At 61.0% G+C, this 15,209-nt stretch carries 11 protein-coding genes; 6 read left to right on the top strand and 5 right to left on the bottom strand.

Annotated elements, in window-relative coordinates; translation table 11 throughout:
- Positions 1-53 precede the first annotated feature (53 nt).
- Positions 54-1,817, bottom strand: coding sequence for an ABC transporter transmembrane domain-containing protein (locus BFC21_RS01455; RefSeq protein WP_162939376.1), 1,764 nt, complete (start codon positions 1,815-1,817; stop codon positions 54-56).
- A gap of 245 nt (positions 1,818-2,062) precedes the next feature.
- On the opposite strand from BFC21_RS01455, the gene BFC21_RS27090 reads away from it, so the two are divergent.
- Positions 2,063-2,239 (top strand): PA1571 family protein, encoded by a 177-nt coding sequence (locus BFC21_RS27090; protein ID WP_016780318.1) that lies wholly within the window; start codon positions 2,063-2,065, stop codon positions 2,237-2,239.
- Between the two features lie 73 nt (positions 2,240-2,312).
- Here BFC21_RS27090 and pdxB read toward each other — a convergent pair whose 3' ends face one another.
- A complete protein-coding gene (gene pdxB, locus BFC21_RS01450) occupies positions 2,313-3,455 on the bottom strand; it encodes a 4-phosphoerythronate dehydrogenase PdxB (protein WP_088377000.1) in 1,143 nt (380 codons plus the stop codon).
- A 174-nt stretch (positions 3,456-3,629) separates the two neighbouring features.
- Between pdxB and BFC21_RS01445 the strand changes: the two genes are divergently transcribed.
- Positions 3,630-5,030 carry an MATE family efflux transporter gene (locus BFC21_RS01445; protein ID WP_088376999.1) on the top strand — a complete coding sequence of 467 codons (1,401 nt, stop codon included), beginning with the start codon at positions 3,630-3,632 and terminating at the stop codon, positions 5,028-5,030.
- A 348-nt stretch (positions 5,031-5,378) separates the two neighbouring features.
- On the opposite strand, the gene tusA is transcribed toward BFC21_RS01445, so the two are convergent.
- Both tusA and rlmM read right to left on the bottom strand, forming a co-directional pair.
- The gene (gene tusA / locus BFC21_RS01435) at positions 5,379-5,627 is read right to left on the bottom strand and encodes a sulfurtransferase TusA (protein ID WP_088376998.1); all 249 of its coding nucleotides are present in this window, start codon (positions 5,625-5,627) and stop codon (positions 5,379-5,381) included.
- A gap of 14 nt (positions 5,628-5,641) precedes the next feature.
- Entirely contained in the window at positions 5,642-6,721 is a 1,080-nt protein-coding gene (rlmM, locus tag BFC21_RS01430) for a 23S rRNA (cytidine(2498)-2'-O)-methyltransferase RlmM (RefSeq protein ID WP_120265538.1), read from the bottom strand.
- 204 nt (positions 6,722-6,925) lie between these two features.
- Here rlmM and acnA point away from each other — a divergent pair, with 204 nt between their 5' ends.
- From acnA to BFC21_RS01415, 3 genes are all read left to right on the top strand, one after another.
- On the top strand, positions 6,926-9,670 hold the full coding sequence (acnA, locus tag BFC21_RS01425) for an aconitate hydratase AcnA (protein WP_120265537.1): 2,745 nt from the start codon (positions 6,926-6,928) through the stop codon (positions 9,668-9,670).
- A 753-nt stretch (positions 9,671-10,423) separates the two neighbouring features.
- Complete coding sequence (locus BFC21_RS01420) at positions 10,424-11,215, top strand: CPBP family intramembrane glutamic endopeptidase (RefSeq protein WP_088376996.1); 792 nt, start codon at positions 10,424-10,426, stop codon at positions 11,213-11,215.
- 80 nt (positions 11,216-11,295) lie between these two features.
- Positions 11,296-12,861, top strand: coding sequence for a PAS domain-containing methyl-accepting chemotaxis protein (locus BFC21_RS01415; protein WP_016780312.1), 1,566 nt, complete (start codon positions 11,296-11,298; stop codon positions 12,859-12,861).
- A gap of 154 nt (positions 12,862-13,015) precedes the next feature.
- On the opposite strand, the gene BFC21_RS01410 is transcribed toward BFC21_RS01415, so the two are convergent.
- The gene (locus BFC21_RS01410; RefSeq protein ID WP_120265536.1) at positions 13,016-13,702 is read right to left on the bottom strand and encodes an alpha/beta family hydrolase; all 687 of its coding nucleotides are present in this window, start codon (positions 13,700-13,702) and stop codon (positions 13,016-13,018) included.
- A gap of 73 nt (positions 13,703-13,775) precedes the next feature.
- On the opposite strand from BFC21_RS01410, the gene ccoN reads away from it, so the two are divergent.
- Positions 13,776-15,200: a cytochrome-c oxidase, cbb3-type subunit I gene (gene ccoN / locus BFC21_RS01405; protein WP_120265535.1), complete on the top strand. Its 1,425-nt coding sequence runs from the start codon at positions 13,776-13,778 to the stop codon at positions 15,198-15,200.
- The last annotated feature ends 9 nt before the right edge of the window (positions 15,201-15,209 follow it).

The following is a 15,209-nucleotide window of genomic DNA, read 5'->3' as shown; positions in this document are numbered from 1 at the left end:
CGATTTCACTGATAGACCGCGTTGCCTGCCTCGCAGGCAAGCCTGCTCCCACACTAAACCGTCGCATTGAACTGCAACGCCGCCAGCCGCGCATACAGCGGGTTACTGGCGATCAATTGGGCGTGGGTGCCGATGGCAACCAGTTTGCCCTGGTCCATCACCGCGATACGGTCAGCATTCTGCACAGTGGCCAGACGATGGGCGATCACCAGCGTTGTACGCCCCCGCATCAGGCTGGGCAACGCCTGCTGGATCAAATGCTCGCTCTGGGCATCGAGCGCACTGGTAGCCTCGTCCAGCAACAGGATCGGCGCATCCACCAGCAACGCCCGGGCAATTGCCAGACGCTGGCGTTGCCCGCCCGACAACCCCAGGCCGCCATCTCCCAAATGGGTTTTATAACCCTCGGGCATCTGCAGGATAAAGTCGTGGGCATGGGCAATGCGGGCCGCCGCCTGGACTTGCTCGTCACTGGCCCCGGCATTGCCGTAGCGAATGTTGTCTTCAATGCTGCCAAAAAACAGCGCCGGGGTTTGCGACACCAGGGCAAAGCAGCGACGCAAGTCCTGCGGGTCAAGCTGGGTGATCGATTGACCTTCCAGCAGAATCCGGCCTTGCTGGGGGTCGTAAAAGCGCAGCAACAAGTCAAACAATGTCGATTTGCCTGCCCCCGAAGGCCCGACCAGCGCCAGGGTTTCTCCCGCATTGACCGTCAGGCTCAGGCCGTCAATGGCATGGCTTTCTGGCCGTGAGGGGTAGGAAAAGCGCAGGTTTTCAAGCTCAAGGTTGCCCTCCACCCGCGCGGGCAACACGCGTAAATCCGTGCTCGGCGCCAGGATCAGGCTTTTTGCCTGCAGCAGTTCGGCGATCCGCTCAGCCGCCCCCGCCGCCTGTTGCAGCTCGCCAATCACCTCGCTCAAGGTGCCGAACGCACTGCCAACCACCAGGCTGTAAAACACAAAGGCGGCCAGCTCGCCGCCGGTGATGCGCCCGGCGATCACGTCCATGCCGCCCACCCACAGCATCACCCCTACAGCTCCCAGCACCAGCAGGATCACCAGGGTAATCAACCAGGCTCGTTGCAGGATGCGTTTGCGGGCAGTGGCAAACGCATGCTCGACGGTGCTGGCAAAACGCTGCTGGTCTTGCTGTTGATGGTTGTAGGCCTGCACCGTCTTGATCTGGCCCAGGGCCTCGGCCACATAACTGCCGACATCGGCGATCCGGTCCTGGCTCTGGCGCGACAGGCTGCGCACCCGACGGCCAAAAAACAGAATCGGGACCAGTACCAGCGGCAAAGCGACCACCACGATACTGGTGAGCTTGGGGTTGGTGACAAACAACAGGATCACGCCGCCGATCACCATCAGGCTGTTGCGCAGGAACAACGACAGTGAAGAACCGATCACCGATTGCAGCAGCGTGGTATCGGTCGTCAGGCGGGACTGGATTTCCGAGCTGCGGTTGTTCTCGTAGAACCCCGGGTGCAAGCCGATCAGATGATTGAACACCTGGCGCCGGATATCGGCGACCACCCGCTCGCCGATCCATGACACCAGATAAAAGCGCACAAAGGTACCCACAGACAAACCCAGCACCAGTACCAGGAAAAATCCGATGCTCTGGTTGAGCAGGTGCGGTGACTGGGTCATAAACCCCTTGTCGACCAGCAGCCGGATACCCTGCCCCATCGACAAGGTGATGCCTGCCGTGACAATCAGAGCCAATAGCGCACCAAAGGCTTGCCAACGATAGGGCGCAATAAAATGGGTGGCCAGACGAATGGCGCGGCGGTGACGGGAAGACAGCATCGGCAGGTATCCAGAGAGTGGACAAGCGTAAAAAGCCTGCACAGCCTACAACGAAGTTCGCCCCGGGCCGGTAAACCTTTCTCACTCGTTTTGAATATGACCCGCAACCACAAAGCCTAGACGGTAATGTTCTAAAGTCGGGCTGGAAGTTTCAGGATATTTCTGTTGGACTGGGGTGGTCGCCAAGTTTGTCACAGCTTGGTCATTAAACGGATCTACAGTAGCGCTACACCCTGATGAGGAGACAGGCCATGGATTTGCAACAGAACGCTCAAGCCGTACCGGTTATTCGCACCCAGCCACAGCAATCTCTGGGGTGCGCGTTTATCGACGAAAATGGTCAGGAAGTGCTGATCACTGAAGCGATGATCCAGGACGCCTGCCACGAGCTGGAGCAACGTCTGGTCAAGCCTTCACGCAAAGACTGATCCCAAGATCACACAGCATTCGTTTCACTGACCGGCCTGGTTACCCAAGGCCGGTTTTTTTATGCCCGCAGGCTCAGACCGTTACTGCACCCAAGGCCTTTACCAGTTGTTTCAAGGCCACTGACTCGCCCTCGATATGCACCTGCAAACCTTCGATTTCACGGCGAATCGGGTAGTGCTTGCGCAGGCCGTCGAAGGCCAGCTTCTGCTCTTGCACAGTACCGATCAGGCTGCGGCGAAAATCGGCATCGTCACGACGCGGGTCATACACGCCACGGCACAGCATGGCCAGGGCCCAGGCCGGGTCGCTGCTGGCGCTCAGCTCGACCTTGGCCAGCCAGGGTGCAGGCAACAGGTCGGCCAGCTTGACCTGTGGGCTATGGCCGAGGAAATCACACAGCGCCTGATAAATCTGCGCCGTGCCGCGCTGTTTGCCGTCCAGGCTGTAGCCGGCAATATGCGGGGTCGCCAGCACACACAAGTCCGCCAGTTCGACGTCCACTTGCGGCTCGCCTTCCCACACGTCCAGCACTGCTTGCAGGTCATCGCGCCGGGTCAGTACTTCACGCAGCGCGGCATTGTCCACCACCGGGCCGCGACTGGCGTTGATCAGCCAGGTGCCAGGTTTCAGCTGCTCCAGGCGCTGCTGATCGAGCAAGTGCCAGGTCGGGTAATCGCCGCCCTTGTCCAGGGGCGTATGCAGGCTGAGCACATCGCACTGCTCGATAATCTGTTCAAGACTGACGTAGTCACCGCCTTCAGCGGCCTGGCGCACCGGGTCGCACACCAGCACATTGAAGCCCAATGCACGCAGGACGTTGACCAGCCGGCCGCCCACTTCGCCGGCACCAACTACGCCATAGGTGCGCTGGGTCAAGTCGGCGCCTTCGATTTCAGCCAGGGTCAGCAGGCTACCCAGCACATAGTCCACTACGCCACGCGCATTGCAGCCAGGGGCGCTGGACCACTGGATACCGGCTTGCTGAAAGTAGTCCAGCGCCAAGTGATCGGTGCCGATGGTGCAAGTGCCGACAAACCGCACCGCGCTGCCTTCGAGCAACTCGCGGTCCACTTTGGTCACCGAGCGCACCAGCAAAACATCGGCATCATGGACGTCGGCGCGGTTGATCTGGCGCCCCGGCAGGCGGCGTATTTCACCGAAGTCAGCAAAAAATTCTTCAATCAGCGGAATATTTTCGTCAGCAACAATCAACATGGCAGGCTCCTTTCGCGGAGTGGCAGTGTAGGCGTTGTTACGCGCAATGGGCCAGCCGGGTGTGCAGGTACTTGCCGGCACGCTTACAAAGCGCCTACAACTCGGTGTTAACTGACCGTTTGGTCAGGCGTACAATCCCCGGCTTTGCGCGTTTAACCCTGTGGATACAAGCCTGTGAACTCTGTGACCCAACCCTCCTCTTCCATTGCTGTCAGCCGCCCGGCCCGGGTGCGCACCGAAGTACGCGCGCTGTTGGCGCTGGCGTTCCCCATCATCATTTCGCAAATCGCCACCACGGCCATGGGCTTTGTCGATGCGGTGATGGCCGGGCGCGTCGGCCCGCGTGACCTGGCCGCCGTAGCGCTGGGCAACTCGATCTGGGTGCCGGTGTTTTTGCTGATGTCGGGCATTTTGCTGGCGACCACGCCCAAGGTCGCCCAGCGCTTTGGCGCCAATACCCACGGTGAAATAGGCCCGATCGTACGCCAGGCCTTGTGGCTGGCCCTGATGACCGGCTTGTGCGCGGCGCTGATCCTGATCGGCGCAGAACCGTTGCTGCACCTGATGAAGGTCGATCCTGAGCTGATTGCACCCAGCATGGGGTACTTGCACGGGATCGCCAGCGGCATGCCCGCCGTGGGCCTGTATTGCGTGTTGCGCAATTTCAGTGATGGCCTGGGCAAAACCCGGCCAAGCATGATCCTGGGGCTTAGTGCCCTGGCCCTGAATATCCCGCTCAACTACATCTTTATCTATGGCCACTTTGGCGTCCCGGCAATGGGCGGCGTGGGCTGCGGCTGGGCCACGGCCATTGTGATGTGGTTTATGGCGCTGGGCATGGTGGCCTGGACTTATCGAGGCGCCATCTACCAGTCGAGCAAGGTCTACAGCCATTTTGAATGGCCAAAATGGCCGATCCTCAAGCGCCTGCTCAGCGTCGGCCTGCCGATTGGCATCGCGGTCTTTGCCGAGTCGAGCATATTTGCGGTGATTGCGCTGTTGATTGGCAGCCTGGGTGCCACCGTAGTGGCAGGGCATCAGATAGCCCTGAACTTCAGCTCGCTGGTGTTCATGATCCCGTACTCCCTGGGCATGGCGATCACCGTGCGCGTGGGTCAGGCCCTGGGCCGTGAACAGCCGCGCGAAGCCCGTTTTGTGGCGGGTGTGGGCATGGGCACCGCACTGGTGTGGGCGGCGATTTCCGCCAGTCTGATCCTGCTGCTGCGCCAACAGATTGCCACCGTCTATACCGCCGACCCGCTGGTGATCGAGGTAGCGACTATGCTGCTGATGTTTGCTGCGTTGTATCAGTTCTCGGACGTGATCCAGGTAACTGCTGCCGGTGCCCTGCGCGGTTATCAGGACACGCGGGTGACGATGATCCTGACCTTGTTTGCTTATTGGGGGATTGGCTTGCCGGTGGGCTACGCGCTGGGGCTGACCGACTGGTTCGGCCCGGCCAACGGCCCGAGCGGGCTGTGGCAGGGCTTGATCGTGGGCCTGACTTGCGCTGCGCTGATGCTGGGCGTGCGGTTGGCGCGCAGTGCGAAAAGGCATATCCGCCGTAGTAAATAAATGATTGTGGGAACGGCGCAATTCCTGTGGGAGCCGGGCTTGCCCGCGATGGCTTCACCGCGGTTTGCCTGACAGACCGCGGCACCTGCATCGCGGGCAAGCCCGCTCCCACAAGAGCGGCGCAATGTCTGTGGGAGCCGGGCTTGCCCGCGATGGCTTCACCGCGGTTTGCCTTACAGACCGCGGCACCTGCATCGCGAGCAAGCCCGCTCCCACAAGTGCGGCGCAATGTCTGTGGGAGCCGGGCTTGCCCGCGATGGCTTCCATGCGGTTTGCCTGACAGACCGTGGCGTCTGCATCGCGAGCAAGCCCGCTCCTAGAAGTGCGGCGTGATGTCTGTGGGAGCTGTCAATCCTGCTTCTTGCGAATCCAGTACAGGTACTTGCCCCCCTCTTCCTGCTGCCCCACCAGTTCATGGTCCAGAAACACGCAGAACTTGGGGATGTCGCGGCGGGTCGAGGGGTCGGTGGCGATGACTTTCAGCAAGCCACCCGGCGCCAGGTCGCGAATGTGTTGATGCAACATCATCACCGGCTCCGGGCAGTTCAGGCCGGTGGCGTCCAGGATGCCGTCAACTGGCAGGTCGGTAAAACTCATCTGTTACTCCCCGATCAGCGAGATTTAGGTTTTTTAACGTCGATTCGACGCAAATGGCAGGTCACTTCTTCACGGTCGTGGTACAGCTGCTTACAGCCGATTTCAACCTGGATGCCCCGGGCCTTGAAGCCGTCGGCAATGCGGTCGAGCAGCCGGCGCACTTCGGCGTAGCGCTGCTTCATCGGCAGTTTCAGGTTGACCACCGCTTCGCGGCAATGGCCTTCGCCAATCCACTCTTCGAGCATCGCCGCATTACGCGCCGGTTTCTCCACGATATCGCAGACCATCCAGTCCACGGGCTGCTTGGGCTTGAAGGTGAAACCGTCAGCCATCAAATGTTGCACCAGGCCAGTGTCCATCAGGCTCTCAGCCATCGGGCCATTGTCGATGGCGGTCACGATCATGCCGCGATTGACCAACTGCCAGGTCCAGCCACCCGGCGCAGCGCCAAGGTCGACGCCGGTCATGTCGCTGTGCAGGCGCTCATTCCACTGGTCGCGGGGAATAAAGTGGTGCCAGGCTTCTTCCAGTTTAAGGGTCGAACGGCTCGGCGCCTCACGGGGGAACTTCAGGCGCGGAATACCCATCGGCCACATGGCGGAGTTGTTGGCCGCAGCCAGGCCGAGGAACACTTCACGGCCACTTTTAAAGGTCAGCAACAGGCGCGGCTTGCTGGCGTCCTCTTCTTCCGTCAGCTTGCCGGCCTTGATCAAGGCCTTGCGCAGATGGCCGTCAAACTTTTTACAAAAGTTGGACAGTTCCTTGCCGTCGTTGGTGTCGACCAATTCCAGCCACAGGCTGCCACACACCGGGAAGTCGGCCATGTGCTCGAGAATAACGCTGATCCGGTCGGTTTCCGGCAGGTCGACGAAGCCGCCACGGGCCCATTGGCGCGGGAAGATCAGCTCGGCGAAACGCAGACTGTTCATCAGGCGCTCGGCGCCGCCTGCTTCGGTACACACAAACTCGGCGCAGGCAGTGCCCGGCTTGGCCTTGGCGTAGCCAGACACATTGAGGCGGGCGGCATGCTCGGCAATTTCCGAGCAAACTTCACCTTCAAACCCGGGCCGGCAGTGCATAAAAACGGTGTTCATTGAATTACTCCTGGGCAGCGGGCAGGAATTGGCCGGCTGCGCATCCTTGATTTGGCGCAAGGACTGTCACGAAAAGGTCGGCATGATAGCCGAGTTCGGAACCTTGAACCCGCATAGACAGTCCAGTTATTAGCCACAGCCCCTAATCAGAGCTAGGTTAGAAGCTCTGCTTGTGCCACGCGATCCGTCTAAAGGAGTCATTTCATGTCCTCCCTCGATAGCCTGAATACCCTCGCCACACTAAAAGTCGACGATAAGACTTATCACTATTTCAGCCTTGCCCTCGCCGCCCAATCACTGGGCGATTTGAGCAAGCTGCCCATGTCACTCAAAGTGCTGCTGGAGAACCTGCTGCGCTGGGAAGACGGCAAGACCGTTACCGAACCCGACCTCAAGGCCCTGACCGCCTGGCTCAAAGAGCGGCGCAGCGACCGGGAAATCCAGTACCGCCCTGCCCGGGTACTGATGCAGGACTTCACCGGCGTGCCCGCCGTGGTCGACCTGGCCGCCATGCGCGCCGCGATGGCCAAGGCCGGCGGCGATCCGCAGCGCATCAACCCGCTGTCCCCGGTGGACCTGGTGATCGACCACTCGGTGATGGTCGACCGGTTTGCCAGCGCCAGCGCCTTCGAGCAAAACGTCGATATCGAGATGCAGCGCAACGGCGAACGCTATGCGTTTTTGCGCTGGGGGCAAAATGCCTTCGATAATTTCAGCGTGGTCCCGCCCGGCACCGGGATTTGCCACCAGGTAAACCTCGAATATCTGGGCCGTACCGTGTGGACCAAGGACGAAGATGGTCGCACTTACGCCTTCCCCGACACGCTGGTCGGCACCGATTCCCATACCACCATGATCAATGGCCTCGGCGTGCTGGGCTGGGGCGTGGGCGGCATTGAGGCCGAAGCGGCGATGCTTGGCCAGCCGGTGTCGATGCTGATCCCGGAAGTGGTGGGTTTCAAGCTCAGCGGCAAGCTCAAGGAAGGCATCACCGCCACAGACCTGGTGCTGACCGTCACGCAAATGCTGCGCAGCAAGGGCGTGGTCGGCAAATTCGTCGAATTTTATGGCGATGGCCTCGCGGACCTGCCCCTGGCCGACCGTGCCACCATTGCCAATATGGCCCCTGAATACGGCGCCACCTGCGGGTTTTTCCCGGTGGATGAAATCACCCTGGACTATCTGCGCCTCTCAGGTCGCCCTGAAGCCACGGTCAAACTGGTGGAGGCTTACTGCAAGGCCCAGGGACTGTGGCGGGTCGCTGGCCAGGAGCCAATTTTCAGCGAAACCCTGGCCCTGGACATGGGCACTGTAGAAGCCAGCCTGGCCGGGCCAAAACGCCCGCAAGACCGGGTTGCGCTGCCCAATGTCGGGCAAGCATTCGACGACTTCCTCAGCCTGCAATTCAAACCGGCCACGAAAAAAGATGAAGGCCGCCTGGAAAGTGAAGGCGGTGGCGGTGTAGCCGTAGGCAATGCGGATCTGATCGGCGAAGCGGACTACAGCTATGAAGGCCAAACTTACCGTCTGAAAAATGGTGCGGTGGTGATTGCTGCCATCACCTCTTGCACCAACACCTCCAACCCCAGCGTGATGATGGCCGCAGGCCTGGTGGCGAAAAAAGCCGTGGAGAAAGGCCTGACCCGCCAACCGTGGGTCAAGACCTCCCTGGCACCAGGCTCCAAGGTGGTCACCGACTATTACAAAGCCGCCGGCCTGACGCCCTACCTCGACCAGTTGGGCTTTGCCCTGGTGGGCTATGGCTGCACCACCTGTATCGGCAACTCCGGGCCACTGCCCGAGCCGATTGAAAAAGCCATTACCCAGTCCGACCTCACCGTAGCCTCGGTCCTGTCCGGTAACCGCAACTTTGAAGGGCGCGTTCACCCGCTGGTGAAAACCAACTGGCTGGCCTCGCCACCGCTGGTTGTCGCTTATGCCCTGGCAGGCACTGTACGAATAGACATCAGCCGTGACCCGCTGGGCACCGGCAAAGATGGCCAGCCTGTGTACCTGCGCGATATCTGGCCCAGCCAGAAAGAAATCGCCGATGCCGTGGCCCAGGTCAGCACCGGCATGTTCCACAAGGAATACGCCGAAGTATTTGCCGGTGACGAGCAGTGGCAAGCCATCGAGGTGCCGCAAGCCGCGACCTATGTGTGGCAAGCAGACTCCACTTATATCCAGCACCCGCCGTTCTTTGACGAAATCAGCGGGCCATTGCCGGTGATCAGTGACGTCGAGGGCGCCAATATTCTCGCGCTGCTGGGGGATTCGGTCACCACTGACCATATCTCCCCGGCCGGCAATATCAAGGCCGACAGCCCCGCAGGGCGCTACTTGCGCGACAAGGGCGTGGAGCCACGGGACTTCAACTCCTACGGCTCGCGGCGCGGCAACCATGAAGTGATGATGCGCGGCACCTTTGCCAATATCCGCATACGCAACGAAATGCTCGGCGGCGAAGAAGGTGGCAACACGATCTATATTCCCACCGGTGAGAAACTGCCGATCTACGACGCGGCCATGCGCTATCAGGCTTCAGGCACGCCACTGGTGGTGATCGCCGGCCAGGAATACGGCACCGGCTCAAGCCGTGACTGGGCCGCCAAGGGCACCAACCTGCTGGGGGTCAAGGCGGTGATTGCCGAGAGCTTCGAGCGTATCCACCGCTCCAACCTGGTGGGCATGGGCGTATTGCCCTTGCAGTTCAAGCTTGACCAGAACCGCAAGAGCCTCAAGCTGACGGGCAAGGAAACCCTGGATATCCTCGGCTTGACCGGCAGCGAGCTGCAACCGCGAATGAACCTGAGCCTGGTAATCACCCGCGAAGATGGCAGCCAGGAAAAGGTCGAGGTGCTGTGCAGGATCGATACGCTTAACGAGGTGGAATACTTCAAGGCTGGAGGGATATTGCACTACGTGCTACGCCAGCTGATTGCTTCATAAACGCACCTCCCCCCTGTGGGAGCGGGCTTGCTCGCGATGGCAGCGACGCGGTTTGCCTGAACGGACTGCGTCGCCTGCATCGCTGGCAAGCCAGCTCCCACAGGGAGTGCTGTGCCACATTAAACGGCGGCATGCAGGCCCCCTGTGGGAGCGGGCTTGCTCGCGATGGCAGCGACGCGGTTTGCCTGAACGGACTGCGCCGTCTGCATCGCTGGCAAGCCAGCTCCCACAGGGAGTGCTGTGCCACATTAAACGGCGGCATGCAGGCCCCCTGTGGGAGCGGGCTTGCTCGCGATGGCAGCGACGCGGTTTGCCTGAACGGACTGCGCCGTCTGCATCGCTGGCAAGCCAGCTCCCACAGGGAGTGCTGTGCCGCATTAAACGGCGGCATGCAGCCCCCCTGTGGGAGCGGGCTTGCTCGCGATGGCAGCGACGCGGTCTACCTGAACGGACTGCGCCTTCTGCATCGCTGGCAAGCCAGCTCCCACAGGGAGTGCTGTGCCGCATTAAACGGCGGCATGCAGCCCCCCTGTGGGAGCGGGCTTGCTCGCGATGGCAGCGACGCGGTCTACCTGAACGGACTGCGCCGTCTGCATCGCTGGCAAGCCAGCTCCCACAGGGAGTGCTGTGCCGCATTAAGCTGCGGCGTGCAGGATCATTGTGGCAGCAGCCCGCTCCCCAGGGCCACGAATCGTTATACTTGCGCACCCCGGACTGGATCCGGGGTGTTTTTTAACGATTGCAAGGATTCACATGATCGCTTTGCCCTGGCCTTACCTGGCCCTTCTAACCCTGGGCTACGGCCTTGCCCTGAGCTACGGGCAACTGGGTGTTCAAACCTTGATCGCGCTGGCCCTGCTGACTGTCAGCGGGCTTGCCGTTCTGCAGCGCAAAAGCCATTACCTGCGCTATGCCGGGCACGCCTTGTTTGTGCTGCTGGCGCTGGCGCTGGCCTTGCACTGGCTGCCTGGCTTCCATAACGGCCGCGCCATCGCCCCCACGCGCCTGACTCCGGATGCCGTACCCTTCTCGATGTACTTCAACCTGGACAAGCCGCTGATTGGCTTCTGGCTGCTGCTGGTATGCCCGTGGATTGCGCCACGGTTTGCCTGGCGCGTGTCTTTGCGCGCCACCGCGATGGGCCTGGCCCTGGCGGCCATTGCCGCGCTGGGCGGAGCGATGCTGCTGGGCATGGTGGCATGGGCACCAAAATGGCCACATCAGGGCACCCTCTGGCTGTTGAATAATCTGCTGCTGGTCACTCTGGTCGAGGAGGCGCTGTTTCGCGGTTATATCCAGGGCGGGTTAAGCCGCAAGCTCAAGTTGCTGCCCTATGGCCAGACTGTAGCGCTTGTCGTGGCCTCGGTGCTGTTTGGCCTGGCACATGCGCCAGCAGGCTGGCAATGGATGTTGCTGGCAGGGCTGGCAGGCATTGGCTATGGCCTGGCCTACCGCTTTGGCGGGCTGAGTGCTGCGATCACCACGCACTTTGGGCTTAACGTGCTGCACTTCGTGTTTTTTACTTACCCGATGCTCACGCCCTGAAGGCCCGGCGCCTGAAATATAAATTAAACAATTCCTGCCCCATGCCGACAGCCTGTCAAAGTCTTGCGGATTGAAACGACATGCGTAATAACCAGCCCATCACTCAACGCGAACGCACATTTCCCGCGCAGCAACGGTTGATTTCCACGACCGATGCCAAAGGCGTCATCACCTACTGCAACGATGCGTTCAGGGAAATCAGCGGATTTTCGCGTGAGGAGCTGATACGTGCGCCGCACAATCTGGTGCGCCACCCTGATGTGCCGCCCGCAGTCTTCGAACATATGTGGAGCACCCTGAAAAAGGGTTCTCCGTGGATGGGCATCGTCAAGAACCGTTGCAAGAACGGCGACCACTATTGGGTCAACGCTTATGTCACCCCGGTGTTCGAAAACGAGCGTGTGGTGGGTTACGAGTCGGTGCGGGTCAAGCCGACGGCCGAGCAGATCCGCCGCGCTGAAGCCCTGTACTTGCGCCTCAATCGCGGCAAGTCGGCGGTGCCCCAGCGCGACAAGTGGCTGCCGGTGCTGCAGGACTGGCTGCCGTTTATTCTGGTCAGCCAGTTGAGTTTCATGATTGGCGCCACGCTCAATTCCAGCTGGGGTTTTGCCCTGGCGGCCCTGCTGTCGATTCCGCTGGGCCTGCTGGGCCTGAGCTGGCAACAACGCGGGGTCAAGCGCCTGCTGCGCCTGGCCGAGCAAACCACCTCAGATCCGTTGATTGCGCAGATGTACACCGACAGCCGCGGCCCGCAAGCGCGTCTGGAAATGTCCATCCTGAGCCAGGAAGCACGCCTGAAGACCTGCCTGACACGTTTGCAGGACACCGCCGAGCACCTCAGCGGCCAGGCGCGCCAGTCCGACATCCTCGCGCACAAAAGCTCCACAGGCCTGGAGCGCCAGCGCGTCGAGACCGAGCAAGTGGCCACGGCCGTCAACCAGATGGCCGCTACCACCCAGGAAGTGGCCAGCCATGTGCAGCGCACCGCCGACGCCACCCAGGAAGCCAACCGCCTGACCAGCCGCGGCCGCGATATTGCCGGGGAAACCCGCGAAGCGATCCAGCGCCTGTCGGTGGTGGTAGGCGAAACCGGCGCCACGGTGACGCAGCTGGCCAAGGACAGTGACGAGATTGGTGGCGTTGTTGACGTGATCAAGGGCATCGCCGACCAGACCAACCTGCTGGCCCTGAACGCCGCCATCGAAGCGGCGCGGGCCGGGGAAATGGGCCGGGGCTTTGCCGTGGTAGCTGACGAAGTGCGCCAACTGGCGCAACGCACCAGCGCCTCCACCGGGCAGATCCACAGCCTGATTGCCAAGCTGCAACAAACCGCCGCCACGGCGGTGCAAACCATGGACGCCGGTCACCGTCAGGCCGAAGAAGGTGTGGCGCGGGTACTGGAAGCCGACCAGGCACTGGTGGGCATCAGCGAAGCGGTGGCCAATATCACCGACATGACCACCCAGATCGCGGCGGCGACCGAGGAACAAAGTGCCGTGGCCGAGGAAATCAGCCGCAACATCAGCACCATTGCTGACCTGGCTGACCAGACTTCCGAACAGGCGCAGCATTCGGCGCTGTTGAGCGAGGAGCTGACCCAGACCGTGAATACCCAGTATTCGTTGGTGGAGCGGTTTAACCGCTAAGGGAATCGAATACCCTACCCCGTAGCAGCTGCCGAAGGCTGCGTTCGGCTGCGCAGCAGTCGTAAAACCTGATATCCCGGTCTTTCAGTTAAAACGTGGATTCAGGTTTACGACCGCTTCGCGCTCGAACGCAGCCTCGTTCCTTCGGCAGCTGCTACGGGGCTTTGAGCAACCACCCCGCAATCCTGTCCGCCGCCGCATCCAGATGCTGTTCATGGGTAAACCCTGAAGCCTTCAATGGCTTGAGGTCATGATCAGCCGCCACCAGCCACATCAACTCAATACCCGGCGCCAGTGTGTAGGCCTCGACCGCCCCACGGTTGCCCAACGCATCACGTTCGCCCTGCACGATCAGGGTCGGGGTTTTCAATTGCGCCAGGTGCGCCACCCGCGGTTTTTCCGGCTTGCCTGCGGCATAGAACGGATAACCCAGGCACACCAGTGCGTCGACGTTGAGCTCATCCGCCAGCAGGCTGGCCATGCGCCCGCCCATTGACTTGCCGCCAATGGCCAACGGCCCAGCGACATGCCGTCGCACCTCGGTAAAAACTTCTCGCCAGCTTTCGAGCAATTTGACCTGCTGATTAGGCGGCCTTTTGCCACCATCGAGACGGCGTTGAGCCATATATGGGAATTCAAAGCGCAATACGCTCACCCCGCGCGCAGCAAGGCGTTCAGCCATGCCGTCCATCCAGTGACTGTCCATCGGCGCACCCGCACCGTGGGCCAGGATCAGGGTCGCGAATGCGCCCCCGCCAGCGCCATTCCACAACCAGCCCCGTTCCCGCGCGCACAGCGCCCATTGATCCCCGTCAATACCGGCCTTGCCCGCTACGACCATGCTTGCCTCGCTTTTAGTCTGCTTATAACTCCAGGCGTGCGTTTGAACGCGCCTGAACCGTGGATGGGGAACCATGAACACTTCTACAAGTACCGCCTACAACTACAAGGTGGTCCGCCAATTTGCCATTATGACGGTGGTTTGGGGCATCGTCGGTATGGGGCTCGGCGTTTTTCTCGCCGCGCAGTTGGTTTGGCCAGAACTCAACTTCAATTTGCCTTGGACCAGTTTCGGGCGCCTGCGCCCATTGCACACCAACGCCGTGATTTTCGCCTTCGGCGGCTGCGCCCTGTTCGCCGCCTCGTTCTACTCGGTGCAACGCACCTGCCAGGCCACCCTGTTCTCGCCGAAAATCGCGGCGTTTACCTTTTGGGGCTGGCAGCTGGTGATTGTGCTCGCGGCCATCAGCCTGCCGCTGGGCTACACCAGCTCCAAGGAATACGCCGAGCTGGAATGGCCGATCGACATTTTGATCACCATCGTCTGGGTCGCTTACGCCATCGTGTTTTTCGGCACGATCATGAAGCGCAAGACCAAGCACATTTATGTGGGTAACTGGTTTTTCGGCGCGTTTATCGTGACCGTGGCGATTTTGCATATCGTCAACAACCTGGAAATCCCGGTCAGTTTCACCAAGTCCTACTCGCTCTACGGTGGCGCCACTGACGCTATGGTGCAGTGGTGGTATGGCCACAACGCAGTGGGCTTTTTCCTGACTGCTGGCTTTTTGGGGATGATGTACTACTTCGTACCCAAGCAGGCCGAGCGTCCGATCTACTCCTATCGCCTGTCCATCGTGCATTTCTGGGCGCTGATCACCCTGTACATCTGGGCCGGCCCCCACCACTTGCACTACACCGCGCTGCCGGACTGGGCACAGTCGCTGGGCATGGTGATGTCACTGATTCTGCTGGCACCCAGCTGGGGCGGCATGATCAACGGCATGATGACCCTCTCGGGCGCCTGGTATAAGCTGCGCAGTGACCCGATCCTGCGCTTCCTGGTGGTGTCCCTGGCCTTCTACGGCATGTCGACCTTCGAAGGCCCGATGATGGCAATCAAGACCGTCAACGCCCTCTCCCACTACACCGACTGGACCATCGGCCACGTACACGCTGGCGCTCTGGGCTGGGTGGCGATGATTTCGATTGGCGCGCTGTATCACATGATCCCGAAAATCTTCGGCCGCCCGCAGATGTACAGCCTGGGCCTGATCAACGCGCACTTCTGGCTGGCCACTATCGGCACCGTGCTCTACATCGCTTCGATGTGGGTCAACGGCATCGCCCAGGGCCTGATGTGGCGCGCAGTCAACGAAGACGGCACGCTGACTTACTCCTTCGTCGAAACCCTGGTGGCCAGCCACCCCGGCTTTGTCGTGCGACTGGTCGGCGGGGCGATCTTCTTCAGCGGCATGTTGCTGATGGCTTACAACACTTGGCGCACCGTGCGTAACGCCGAGCCCGCTGAAGTCGTAGCCGCCGCGCAGATGGCCTGAGGAGTTGGC

Source organism: Pseudomonas sp. TMW 2.1634 (assembly GCF_001703595.1).
Classification (GTDB): Bacteria; Pseudomonadota; Gammaproteobacteria; order Pseudomonadales; family Pseudomonadaceae; genus Aquipseudomonas; species Aquipseudomonas fragi.
This window is presented reverse-complemented; position numbering and strand designations above follow the sequence as displayed.

Bases quoted from the DNA above. Each gene is read 5' to 3' on its own strand.
- rlmM (WP_120265538.1), bottom strand. From the start codon at position 6,721: ATGAACACCGTTTTTATGCACTGCCGGCCCGGGTTTGAAGGTGAAGTT.
- BFC21_RS01415 (WP_016780312.1), top strand. From the start codon at position 11,296: ATGCGTAATAACCAGCCCATCACTCAACGCGAACGCACATTTCCCGCG.
- BFC21_RS01420 (WP_088376996.1), top strand. From the start codon at position 10,424: ATGATCGCTTTGCCCTGGCCTTACCTGGCCCTTCTAACCCTGGGCTAC.
- BFC21_RS01410 (WP_120265536.1), bottom strand. From the start codon at position 13,702: ATGGTCGTAGCGGGCAAGGCCGGTATTGACGGGGATCAATGGGCGCTG.
- tusA (WP_088376998.1), bottom strand. From the start codon at position 5,627: ATGAGTTTTACCGACCTGCCAGTTGACGGCATCCTGGACGCCACCGGC.
- acnA (WP_120265537.1), top strand. From the start codon at position 6,926: ATGTCCTCCCTCGATAGCCTGAATACCCTCGCCACACTAAAAGTCGAC.
- ccoN (WP_120265535.1), top strand. From the start codon at position 13,776: ATGAACACTTCTACAAGTACCGCCTACAACTACAAGGTGGTCCGCCAA.
- BFC21_RS27090 (WP_016780318.1), top strand. From the start codon at position 2,063: ATGGATTTGCAACAGAACGCTCAAGCCGTACCGGTTATTCGCACCCAG.
- pdxB (WP_088377000.1), bottom strand. From the start codon at position 3,455: ATGTTGATTGTTGCTGACGAAAATATTCCGCTGATTGAAGAATTTTTT.